The sequence below is a fragment of the Nocardioides sp. P86 genome (assembly GCF_023712465.1).
Lineage (GTDB): Bacteria > Actinomycetota > Actinomycetes > Propionibacteriales > Nocardioidaceae > Nocardioides > Nocardioides kribbensis.
Window position 1 is genome coordinate 1,243,490 of sequence record NZ_JAMAYE010000001.1, and the last position, 11,351, is coordinate 1,254,840.

Annotated in this window: 10 protein-coding genes; 5 read left to right on the plus strand and 5 right to left on the minus strand. The window is 74.5% G+C overall.

The window, feature by feature from the left end:
* Nucleotides 1-3: 3 nt before the first annotated feature.
* Entirely contained in the window at nucleotides 4-1,176 is a 1,173-nt protein-coding gene (locus M3673_RS05850) for a trans-acting enoyl reductase family protein (RefSeq protein ID WP_056905476.1), read from the minus strand.
* On the opposite strand from M3673_RS05850, the gene M3673_RS05855 reads away from it, so the two are divergent.
* The 3 genes from M3673_RS05855 to M3673_RS05865 are packed head-to-tail and all read left to right on the plus strand — an operon-like array spanning nucleotide 1,175 to nucleotide 4,505.
* Nucleotides 1,175-3,325 carry a beta-propeller domain-containing protein gene (locus M3673_RS05855; RefSeq protein WP_251532549.1) on the plus strand — a complete coding sequence of 717 codons (2,151 nt, stop codon included), beginning with the start codon at nucleotides 1,175-1,177 and terminating at the stop codon, nucleotides 3,323-3,325. The genes M3673_RS05850 and M3673_RS05855 overlap by 2 nt on opposite strands.
* 20 nt (nucleotides 3,326-3,345) lie before the next feature.
* Nucleotides 3,346-3,615 carry a DUF2277 domain-containing protein gene (locus M3673_RS05860; protein ID WP_251532550.1) on the plus strand — a complete coding sequence of 90 codons (270 nt, stop codon included), beginning with the start codon at nucleotides 3,346-3,348 and terminating at the stop codon, nucleotides 3,613-3,615.
* Nucleotides 3,612-4,505: an NAD-dependent protein deacetylase gene (locus M3673_RS05865; protein WP_251532551.1), complete on the plus strand. Its 894-nt coding sequence runs from the start codon at nucleotides 3,612-3,614 to the stop codon at nucleotides 4,503-4,505. Before M3673_RS05860 ends, M3673_RS05865 begins: the two co-directional genes overlap by 4 nt.
* 36 nt (nucleotides 4,506-4,541) lie before the next feature.
* Here the strand turns inward: M3673_RS05865 and M3673_RS05870 are convergent, their stop codons facing one another.
* Nucleotides 4,542-4,925 (minus strand): hypothetical protein, encoded by a 384-nt coding sequence (locus M3673_RS05870; protein WP_193663927.1) that lies wholly within the window; start codon nucleotides 4,923-4,925, stop codon nucleotides 4,542-4,544.
* 257 nt (nucleotides 4,926-5,182) lie between these two features.
* Nucleotides 5,183-5,869, minus strand: coding sequence for a metal-dependent transcriptional regulator (locus M3673_RS05875; RefSeq protein WP_193663929.1), 687 nt, complete (start codon nucleotides 5,867-5,869; stop codon nucleotides 5,183-5,185).
* A gap of 107 nt (nucleotides 5,870-5,976) precedes the next feature.
* On the opposite strand from M3673_RS05875, the gene M3673_RS05880 reads away from it, so the two are divergent.
* Nucleotides 5,977-7,335 (plus strand): deoxyribodipyrimidine photo-lyase, encoded by a 1,359-nt coding sequence (locus tag M3673_RS05880; protein WP_251532552.1) that lies wholly within the window; start codon nucleotides 5,977-5,979, stop codon nucleotides 7,333-7,335.
* 68 nt (nucleotides 7,336-7,403) lie between these two features.
* Nucleotides 7,404-9,026: an alpha-amylase family glycosyl hydrolase gene (locus M3673_RS05885; RefSeq protein ID WP_251532553.1), complete on the plus strand. Its 1,623-nt coding sequence runs from the start codon at nucleotides 7,404-7,406 to the stop codon at nucleotides 9,024-9,026.
* Nucleotides 9,027-9,083: 57 nt separating this feature from the next.
* Here M3673_RS05885 and M3673_RS05890 read toward each other — a convergent pair whose 3' ends face one another.
* Complete coding sequence (locus tag M3673_RS05890; RefSeq protein ID WP_227489023.1) at nucleotides 9,084-9,536, minus strand: MarR family winged helix-turn-helix transcriptional regulator; 453 nt, start codon at nucleotides 9,534-9,536, stop codon at nucleotides 9,084-9,086.
* Nucleotides 9,536-11,173: an MDR family MFS transporter gene (locus tag M3673_RS05895; RefSeq protein ID WP_193663933.1), complete on the minus strand. Its 1,638-nt coding sequence runs from the start codon at nucleotides 11,171-11,173 to the stop codon at nucleotides 9,536-9,538. Before M3673_RS05895 ends, M3673_RS05890 begins: the two co-directional genes overlap by 1 nt.
* Nucleotides 11,174-11,351: the final 178 nt, after the last annotated feature.

Consider the following 11,351-nt stretch of genomic DNA (forward strand, 5'->3'; position numbering starts at 1 on the left):
GGCTCAGGCCACGACCTCGAAGGTGAGGCCGGCGGCGACCAGCCTCGCGATGAGCGCGTCACCCATCGCCTGGGCCGTGGTGACGCAGCCGGCGGTGGCGGGCAGCTCGTCGAGCACCAGGCACAGCGCCGACTCGGCGAGCATCTTCGCGGTCTCGGAGTAACCCGGGTCGCCGCCGGACACGCGGGTGTGGATCGAGCGTCCCTCGCTCTCGGCGACGAAGTCGACGGTGAACCACGACCGCGCACGGCGGCTCTCGTCGGGGCCCTCGCCCTGCTTGATCCGGCCGAGGAGCGCGTTGCGCAGCGGGCGCACCTGGGCGGCCAGGCCGATCGCGGAGACGCCGAGCGCACCGCCGGCGGCGTAGCGCAGCGTCTTGGTGCCGGCGAAGTGGGAGTAGCGGAACTCCGGCCCGTAGGCCTCCAGCGCCGCCCCGCTGCGCGCGACGACCTGGGGGTCGATGGTGGGCATCGGCAGCAGCCACAGACCGAGGGCCTTGTCGCGGTGGGGCTTGCCGGCGACCGCGCGCGAGGAGCGGCCCTCGGGTCGCGGCTCGGCACGGCGGCGGGCCTTGAGGGCCTCGCTCATCTGCTTGGCCCGGGCGAAGGCGCCGATGGCGGAGTGGAAGGTGCCGCCCGAGACCATGCCGCTGGCGCGGACCACGCCCCGCATGGCCACCGGGCCGCTGGCCCGCAGCTGCTGCACGGTGTAGAGCGCACCGAGGTCGTGCGGGATCGAGTCGAAGCCGCAGGCGTGCACGATCCGGGCACCGGTGCGGGCAGCCGTGGCGTGGTGGGCGACGTACATGCGGTCGACGAACTCCGGCTCGCCGGTCAGGTCGACGTAGTCGGTGCCGGCCTCGGCGCAGGCGCGCACCAGCGGCTCGCCGTGCTGGAGGTAGGGCCCGACGGTGGTGACGACCACCTTGGTGCGTGCCGCCAGGTCGGCCAGGCCCGCGGCGTCGGTGGCGTCGGCCTCGAGGAGCGGCAGGTCGGCGAGGGCGGGGTCGATCCTGACCAGGCGGGCGCGCACGCGCTCGAGCTTGTCGCGGCTGCGACCCACCAGGGCCCAGCGCAGCCCGGTGGGCGCGGTGCGGGCGAGGTACTCGGCGGTGAGGCCCCCGGTGAAGCCGGTGGCGCCGAAGAGGACGAGGTCGAGCTCGCGGGAGTCGGGCATGCCCGTCATCCTCGCACCGCGTCGTCGCCGGGAACCAGCGCGGGCCACCCGCCGTCACAGCCCCGTGCCCGTCACCCCCACGCCCCGCCTCCTCCGTCCCGTCGTCGCGCCCCGTCGGGCCCGCGCCGGGCGGCCCGGCTCCGCGGTCGCGACGCTGCTCGCCGTGCTGCTCACCGGCGCGCTCGCCGCAGGGTGCGGCGCAGCGCCGGCGGGCGACGGGCCCGCCGGCCCGGCCGGCCCCGACCTCGGGACCGGCGGCCTCCGAGCCACCGGCGACGGGGCCGCACGGGCCACCTGGCTCGGCGGCGACCTCGCGCCCGCCGACTCGTGCGCCGACCTCGCGGCGGCGTACGCCGACCTGGGCGAGGACCTCGTCGGCCCCCACGGCTGGGAGGACCCGTACTTCTTCCTCGACTCGCCCTTCTTCGCGGCGCGGGACGGCGCGCTGGAGCTCGCCGCGTCGACCCGGACGGCGAGCGGCCCCACCGCGGGCATGACCCGGGCCGACCCCAGCGCCACCGGCACGACGGTGCAGGAAGCCGGCGTCGACGAGCCCGACACGGTCAAGACCGAGGGCTCCCTGCTGGTGCGCGTCGCCGGCGGCACGCTGAGCACCCACGACGTGGGCGGCTCGGAGGTCGTCGGGCTCGGCTCGCTCGACCTGACCGCGACGTCGCTGGTCGACCCCGAGCTGCTGCTGGTGGGCGACACCGTCGTGGTCGTGGGTCGCGACCGGGGCGCGGCGACCACCCCGCGGATCGCCGGCACGCCGACCTCGACCTCGACCGCGACGTCGACCAGGGTCCTGACCGTCGACGTCTCCGACCCGACCGACCCGCGGGTGACCGCGTCGACGGCGTACGACGCCGGGCTCGTGCGGGCGGTGCAGCACGGCACGGTGGTGCGGCTCGTGCTGTCCTCCGACCGGCCGGACCTGCCCTTCACCACGCCGCGCCGCGCGGGCGGGAGGACCGCGGCCACCCTGGCCAACCGCGAGGTCGTGCGCGCCGCCACCGCGGCCGACTGGCTGCCCGGGGCCACCGTGGACGACCTGACGGCCGACGGCGCGTCGACCACCGCGCCCGCCGTGGCCTGCGACGACGTCGCCGTGCCGTCGCAGGAGGCCGGTCTCGGCACGCTGGCGGTGCTCGGCCTCGACGCGGCCACCCCGGAGTCGGCGGCGCGGAGCCTGGTCGACCCGAGCGGCTCCGGCCTGCTGGTCGACACCGACCTCGCCTACGCCTCCGCCGAGCGGCTCTACGTCGCCACCGCCCCCGCCTGGGCGGGCTGGGACCCCACCGGCGCGGCCGGCGCCGGCCTCACCACGGTGCACGAGCTCGACCTCGAGGGCGTCTCCACCTCCTACGTCGCCTCCGGCGAGGTGCTCGGCACCCTCGCCGACCGGTGGGCCATGGACGAGGTCGACGGGGTGCTCCGCCTGGCCCTCGGACCGGCCCAGGGCACCGGGCCGGCCAACGCCGTGGCCACCCTGCGCCGCGACGGCGACCGGCTCGTCGAGGCCGGCCGGGTCGACGGGCTGGGCCGCTTCGAGAGCATCGAGTCGGTGCGGTGGTTCGACGACCTCGCGATCGTGGTGACCTTCCGCCGGGTCGACCCGCTCCACACCGTCGACCTCTCCGACCCCGACCGGCCGCGGCTGCTCGGGACCCTGACGGTGCCCGGGTTCTCCGCCCACCTCCACCCGCTCGGACCGCGCCGGCTGCTGGGGATCGGCGAGGGGCCCGACCGCGGCGCGTGGGGTGCGCAGGTCGGCCTCTTCGACCTGGGCGACCTCGCGGACCCCCGCCCCTTGGGCGTCCACCACTTCGCCGCCGGCACCACGCTGGGCGCGTCGGTCGACCCGCGGCAGCTGACCTGGCTGCCCGGTGCCCGGACCGCGCTGAGCGTGGTCTACGGACCAGGACGCACCCGACCGCACCTGGCCGTGGTGTCGCTCGCCGACGGTCGCGTCTCGGCCCGCACCCTGCCCCTGCCGCGTGGCGTCGAGGCCCGCGGCGTGCGCACGGTGCTGCTGGCCGACCGCCGGGTCGTGCTGCTCACCGACCGGTCCACGACCCTGCTCGATGCGGCCCGGCTCGCCCCCGTGCCCGGTCCGGCACCGGGCTCCGAGCAGCCGCCGGCCCGCTGAGGGCGGCGTAGGCTCGTCGCATGTGCCGCAACATCCGCCAGCTCCACAACTTCGAGCCGCCGGCCACGCGAGACGAGGTCACGGCGGCGGCGCTGCAGTACGTGCGCAAGGTGAGCGGCAGCTCCAAGCCCTCGCAGGCCAACCAGGAGGCCTTCGACCGCGCCGTGCGCGAGATCGCCCACGTGACCCAGCACCTCCTCGACGACCTCGTGACCGCCGCGCCGCCCAAGGACCGCGAGGTCGAGGCGGCCAAGGCGCGTGCGCGGGCCGAGGTGAGGTACGCCCGGTGAGCCTGCTGCCCACCCGCTCCCCCGCCGCGACCTCCCCGTCGCAGCAGCGCGACCCCGACGCGACCGCCCACGACCCGGCCACCCGTGCCGCCGCGCTCGACCTGCTCGCCGACCGCGACCTCGTCGTGCTGACCGGCGCCGGGCTCTCCACCGACTCCGGGATCCCCGACTACCGCGGGCCGCAGGCGCCGACCCGCACCCCGATGACCTACCAGGAGTTCGTGGCCACCCCCGAGGCCCGCCGCCGCTACTGGGCCCGCAGCCACCTGGGCTGGGGCCGGATGCGTCACGCCGACCCCAACACCGGGCACCGCGCGCTCGTCGAGGTCGACCCCGACCTGCTGATCACCCAGAACGTCGACGGACTGCACGAGCGTGCGGGCAGCCCGCGCCTGGTGGCCCTGCACGGACGCATCGCCGACGTGGTCTGCCTGGGCTGCCGCCGCACGACCTCGCGCGCGGCGCTGCACGAGCGGCTCAGCGCCCTCAACCCCGAGTTCGGCGCCGGGCACGACGACGCCGAGACCCGGCCCGACGGCGACGTCGAGCTCGAGGCGTCGCTCACGGAGTCCTTCGTCGTGCCCGACTGCGACTGCGGCGGCACCCTGAAGCCCGACGTGGTGTTCTTCGGCGAGAACGTGCCGGCCCCGCGGGTGCAGCGCTGCTACGACGCCGTCGACGCGCTGGGCGCGGGAGGTGCGCTGCTGGTCGTCGGGTCGAGCCTGACGGTGATGAGCGGGTTCCGGTTCGTGCGCCGGGCGGCGCGCGCCGGCACCCCGGTGGTCGTGGTCAACCGCGGCGCCACGCGCGGCGACGCGCTCGCGACGTACGCCGTGGAGGCCGGGTGCTCGGGCTTCCTGGCCGACCTCGCCGCGCGGCGCGTCGGCTGAGCCCCGGGGCGGACCCGGGTCGGGCCCTGCGCCCGGTCAGTCGCGCTGGTCGCGGTCGCGCAGGTCGCCCAGCAGGTCGAGCAGCGACTGCACCGACTCGCCCGACCCGGCGGCGGGGCCGCGCGGCGCGAGGCCGTCGCCCTGCTCGAGGCGCTCCCAGGCCAGCTCGGGGGGCATCCGCACGCCGCGGCGCAGGACGTAGCGGGTGTCGGCCAGGTCGAACTCCAGGTCGACCACGCGGGCGCTGAGGAACTCGCCGTCGGCGGTGAGCACGACGACCTCCTCGTCGATCTCCAGGCCGCGCGTCAGGCGCGTGCCGACGTGGCTGACCACGATGTCTCCCTCGAGCACACCGAGCTCGAGCGCCGTCGCCGGCACCTCCACGAGCTCCATCTCGAGCACTCCCCTCGCCATGCTCATGGCGACCTCCCTCAGGTCCAGGCGTGTGCGTGTGTGCAGGGACAACGAGGGGGGACGCCGGCGGTCACGGCGCACCGCACCGGTCTGGACCAGTGCTCCGAGAGTCGTGCGTCGAGCACCATCATGCCCGCCCGACCCTGAGCGCGCCGCGATTTCGGCCACCCGACACCGCAGGTGGTGCGCGTTCCGCAGCACGGGGGTAAAGCAACGGGCCATCCCCACGGTGCGGGGACGGCCCGGTCGGCGACGGCCGAGGCTCAGAGCCGCTTGACGAAGATGTGGTCGGCGGCGTCGAGGAGGACCTCCGCGGTCTCGCCACCGGAGCCGACCAGCACGCCCTCGCCGGTCTGCACCACCGTGACGGTCTTGTCGGGCAGGGCGCCGACCCGGCGCAGGGCGCTCATCAGCGCCTCGTCCTTCTGCATCTCCTCGGAGATGCGCCGCACGAGCACGCGGCCCTCCTCGGCCGAGGCGACGTCGGCCAGCGACTCGACCCCGGCCATGAACTCCTCCCCGACCCGGCTCTGGCCCAGCTCCTCCAGGCCCGGGATCGGGTTGCCGTAGGGCGACTCGGTCGGGTGGTCGAGCAGCTCCAGCAGCCGGCGCTCCACCGTCTCCGACATCACGTGCTCCCAGCGGCAGGCCTCCTCGTGCACCAGCTCCCAGTCGAGGCCGATCACGTCGATGAGCAGCCGCTCGGCGAGGCGGTGCTTGCGCATGACACGGGTGGCGAGCCGGTCGCCCTCCTCGGTCAGCTCGAGGTGGCGGTCGCCCTGCACCGTCAGCAGGCCGTCACGCTCCATGCGCGCCACGGTCTGCGAGACGGTGGGCCCGCTCTGGTGCAGCCGCTCGGCGATCCGCGCGCGCAGCGGGACGATGCCCTCCTCGACGAGCTCGTAGATCGTGCGCAGGTACATCTCGGTGGTGTCGATGAGGTCGCTCACACCCCCATTGTCCCCCATCGCGCACCTCGTCCCGACCGGCGCCCGGCACGGCGGAACGGGACCGGAGGGGGGAGGCCACGGCGACGCGGGGGTGGCAGGGTCGCCGGGTGGCTGACTCGACGACCTCCGTGATGTGGTTCCGCCGCGACCTGCGCCTGGGCGACAACCCCGCGCTGCTCGAGGCCGCCTCCGACGGGGCGGTGCTCCCGCTCTTCGTGCTCGACCCGCACCTGTGGGGCCCGGCCGGGCCGAGCCGCCGCGCCTACCTCGGCGCGTCGCTGCGCGCCCTCGACGCGCAGCTGCGGCAGCGGCACACGCGGCTCTCGGTGGTGCGGGGCGACCCGGTGCGACGGGTGGTGCTGGCCGCGAAGGCGGTCGGCGCGCGGCGCGTGCACGTCGCGGCCGACTTCGGGCCCTACGGCCGCGAGCGCGACGAGCGGGTGGAGGAGGCGCTCGGCGAGGCCGGGATCGAGCTGGTGCGCACGGGCTCGCCGTACGCCGTGGCGCCGGGGCGGGTCGTCAACGGCTCCGGCAAGGCCTACCAGGTCTTCACGCCCTTCTCCCGCGCCTGGAACGACCACGGCTGGCGGGCGCCGGTCGACCCGCCGTCGGGCGGCGGCTGGGTCGAGCTCGAGGACGGCACCACCGACGTGCCCGACCCCGACCTCCCCGCCGGGCTCGAGCTGCCCGAGGCCGGGGAGAGGGCCGCCCGCGCCCGCTGGGAGGAGTTCCTGGACCGCGTCGACGACTACGACGACGACCGCGACCGCCCCGGGGTGGAGGGCACCAGCCGGATGTCGGTGCACCTCAAGTACGGCGAGGTCCACCCGCGCACGCTGCTGGCCGACCTGGCGCAGCGCCGCTCGCGGGGCGCGGCGACCTACCGCACCGAGCTGGCGTGGCGCGACTTCTACGCCGACGTGCTGGCGCGGCGCCCCGAGACGGCGCGCGAGTACCTCAAGCCGGAGTACGCCCGGATGGCCTACGACTCCCCCGGCGAGCAGCTCGCCGCCTGGCAGGAGGGCCGCACGGGCTTCCCCATCGTCGACGCCGGCATGCGCCAGCTGCGGGCGACCGGCTGGATGCACAACCGGGTGCGGATGATCACCGCGAGCTTCCTGGTCAAGGACCTGCACCTGGAGTGGCAGCTGGGCGCCGGCCACTTCCTGCACTGGCTCGTCGACGGCGACCTGGCCAGCAACAACCACGGCTGGCAGTGGACCGCCGGCAGCGGCACCGACGCCTCGCCCTTCTTCCGGGTCTTCAACCCCACGACCCAGGGCCGCAAGTTCGACCCGCAGGCGGACTACGTGCGCCGCTGGGTGCCGGAGCTGGCCGACGCCGCCGACCCGCACGAGCCGTCCTCGCAGGACCGGGAGGCGGCGGGCTACCCCGAGCCGATCGTCGACCACAAGGCGGAGCGGCTGGAGGCGCTGGACCGCTACGGGGCGATCAAGGACCGCTGACCACGGGGCCGCCCGGCCCCGGCGCGAGGGCTGGGCACGGGGCCGGATCGTGTGATGGACTTGTGGGCATGACTTTGAACGATCCAAAGAGCTCCGAGGCCCCGGAGTGGTGGCGCCACGCCGTCATCTACCAGGTCTACCCCCGCTCGTTCGCCGACAGCGACGGCGACGGCATCGGCGACCTCCCGGGCATCACCTCGCGGCTGCCCTACCTGCGCGACCTCGGCGTCGACGCGCTGTGGATCTCGCCCTTCTACACCTCGCCGCAGAAGGACCACGGCTACGACGTGGCCGACTACCGCGACATCGACCCCCTCTTCGGGACCCTCGAGGACGCCGACCGTCTCGTCGCCACCGCGCACGAGCTCGGCCTCAAGCTGATCGTCGACCTCGTGCCCAACCACACCTCCGACGCCCACGTGTGGTTCCAGGCCGCCCTGGCCGCCGGGCCGGGCAGCGCGGAGCGCGCCCGCTACCTCTTCCGCGAGGGCAGGGGCGAGGACGGCTCGCAGCCGCCGAACAACTGGAGCTCGGTCTTCGGCGGGCCCGCCTGGACGCGGGTCGAGGACGGGCAGTGGTACCTCCACCTCTTCGACTCCACCCAGCCCGACCTCGACTGGCGCAACCCCGAGGTCGGCGACATGTTCGAGGACGTCCTGCGCTTCTGGCTCGACCGCGGCGTCGACGGCTTCCGGGTCGACGTGGCCCACGGCCTGGTCAAGGAGGAGTCGCTGCGCGACCAGGTCGTCGACGAGGGCGACACCCCGGCCAGCGGCGAGATCAACCCCGAGGCGGTCTCCAGCATGGTCGAGCGGACCATGCGCGACGAGCCGATGTGGGACCAGCCCGAGGTGCACGAGGTCTACCGCCGCTGGCGCACGGTCCTCGACTCCTACGACGGCGACCGGATGATGGTCGCCGAGGCCTGGACGCAGTCGGCCGAGTCGATGGCCCGCTTCGTGCGCCCCGACGAGATGCACCAGTCCTTCAACTTCTCCTGGCTGCTGGCCCCCTGGTCGGCCGAGGAGTTCGCCTCGGTCGTCACCGGCACCCTCGAGGCGCTCTCCGGCGTGGGTGCGAGCCCCACCTGGGTGCTGAGCAACCACGACGTCGTGCGCCACGTGACCCGCTACGGCGGCGGTGCGGTCGGCCTGGCGCGGGCGCGTGCCGCGACCCTGGCGATGCTGGCGCTGCCGGGCTCGTCGTACCTCTACGAGGGCGAGGAGCTGGGCCTGGAGCAGGTCGACGTCGAGCCCGAGCACCGCCAGGACCCGTCGTGGTTCCGCACCGGCGAGGTCGGCCGCGACGGCTGCCGCGTGCCGGTGCCGTGGAGCGGCGACGCCGCCCCCTACGGCTTCGGCCCCGGCGACGCCCAGCCGTGGCTGCCGCAGCCCGACGACTGGGCCCCGCTGACGGTGGCCGCCCAGCAGGCCGACCCCGACTCGACGCTGGCGTTCTACCAGAAGGCGCTCGCGGCACGCCGCGCCTTCGCCGAGACCGCGGGCGACCAGGTCGAGCTGCTCGACCTCGGCCGCGACGTGCTGGCCTTCCGCCGCGGCCCGCTCACCGTCGTGGTCAACTGCGGCGCGACGCCGGTGACCCGCCCCGCCGGCGACGTCGTGGCCAGCAGCGGTCCGGTCTCCGACCTGCTGCCGGTCGACACCGCGGTCTGGCTCACCACCGGCGACTGAGCAACAGGCCACGGGCCGCCGACCCCGCGCCGGGGTCGGCGGCCCGCGTGCCTTCGCTCAGCGGTCGGTCGGCTGGTTGAGAGCGCTGTTGTAGCGGTGGAGGACCTCGGCGAAGGCCGCCAGCTCGCTCTCGTCCCAGTCGCCGAGCCGCTCGTCGAGGAACTTGCGGCGGTGCTCCTGCACGTCGGTGAGGCGGCGCACCGCCTCGTCGGTCGCCGCGACCAGCGAGGCCCGGCCGTCCTCGGGGTCGCGGGTGCGCTCCACGAGACCCAGGTCGGCGAGGTGCTGCACCTGGCGGCTGATGGCGCCCTTGTCGATGTGGAAGGCCTCCGCCATCGACGAGGAGCGCATGGCGCCGTGGTCGGCGAGGTAGCTGAGCATGAGGTAGGAGGCCGGCTGCAGCTCCTCGTGGACGGCGAGCGCGCGCTCGCCGATCACGCGGCGGACCCGGCGGATCAGCACGCCGACCTCCTGCTCGAGCTTCATCAGGTGCTCCGTGCGCGCGGTCATCAGGACCGCAGCGTAGTGGGCTGCTCGCGCTCGACCAGCGACCCGGGCGTGGTGTCGGCGCCGGTGGCGGCACCGGCCGCCCGGCGCGTCGAGGCCTCGAGCAGGTCGCTGCCCTCGTCGGCTCCGGGCGCCGTGTCGGGCACCAGGTCGTTGGTGGTGCGCAGCGGCACCTCCTCGATGAAGAGCACGCAGACCAGGGCGAGCACCGCGAAGGGCGTGGCGACGAGGAACAGGTGGCCGAAGGACTCACCGAAGGCCGACTGGAAGATCTCGCGCACCGGCCCGGGCAGCGTGTCCAGGTCGGGGATGGAGTGGCTCTCGGTCTCACTGCCCCCGCTCACGCCGATGGCCGCGAGGCCGCTGGCGACCTTGTCGGCCACCTGCACGCTCAGCAGCGCGCCGAGGGCCGAGACGCCGGCGGAGCCACCGAGGGAGCGGAAGAAGGCGACGACGGAGCTGCCGGCGCCCATGTCCTTGAGCGCCACGTTGTTCTGCACCGCGAGCACGAGGTTCTGCATCGTGGCGCCCAGGCCGACGCCCAGGACGGCCATGAACAGGCCGATGACGACCAGGCTGGTGGTGTCGTCGATGGTGCCGAGCAGGCCGAGGGCCACCACGACCAGGACCATGCCCCCGACGAGGTAGCGCTTCCACAGGCCCGTCTCGGAGATGATCCGGCCGGTGACGATGCTGGAGACCAGCAGGCCGCCGACCATGGCGATCGACATCAGGCCGGCCTCGGTGGGGCTCATGCCCCGGGCGACCTGGAAGTACTGGCTGAGGTAGACGGTGGAGCCGAACATCGCCACGCCGATGAGGGTGGAGGCGACGGTGGCCAGGGCGATGGTGCGGTCCCTGAACAGGTGCAGCGGGATGATCGGCTCCGCCGCGACCCGGCCCTCGACGTAGAGGGCGGCGGCGATGACCAGCAGACCGCCCACGACCATGGCGGCGGTGGTGGCCGAGGCCCAGGCGAACTGGTTGCCGGCGAGGCTGACCCAGATCAGCAGGATGCTGACGCCGGCCATGATGAGGGTGGCGCCGAGGTAGTCGATGGAGACCTGGCGGCGCACGACGGGCAGGTGCAGGGTCTTCTGGAGCAGCACGAAGGCGAGCGCGGCGACGGGCAGACCAACGAAGAAGCAGCCGCGCCAGCCCAGGGGCGAGTCGACGATCAGGCCACCGATGAGGGGCCCGCTGACCGTGGCCAGCGCGAACGTGGCGCCGATGTAGCCGGAGTAGCGACCGCGCTCGCGCGGCGAGACCATGCTGGCGATGACGACCTGCACCAGCGCGGTCAGGCCGCCGACACCGAGGCCCTGGATGACGCGGGAGCCGATCAGCACCTCCATCGACGGCGCGAAGGCGGCGATGAGCGAGCCGACCGAGTAGACCACCAGCGCGAGCTGCACCAGCAGCTTCTTGCTGAACAGGTCGGCCAGCTTGCCCCAGATCGGGGTGGTGGCGGTCATGGCCAGCAGCGTGGCGACGACGACCCAGGTGTAGCCGGTCTGGCTGCCGTCGAGGTCGGCGACGATGGTGGGCAGCGCGTTGGTGACCACCGTGCTGGAGAGCATCGCCACGAACATCGCCAGCAGCAGGCCGCTCATGGCCTCCAGGATCTGGCGGTGCGTCATCGGAGCGTCCGCCACGGGCGGGGAGGCCGGGGAGGCCGGGGTGGACGGGGACGTCTGGGTCACGGGGTCTGCTCGCTTCACGACGGGTAGAAGGTTGTCGGGGGCAACGGTATTCCCGACCGTTGTCCCCGACAACCATTCCTCGTGTGGGTCGGGTCACCCGACCCCGGCGTCGTCT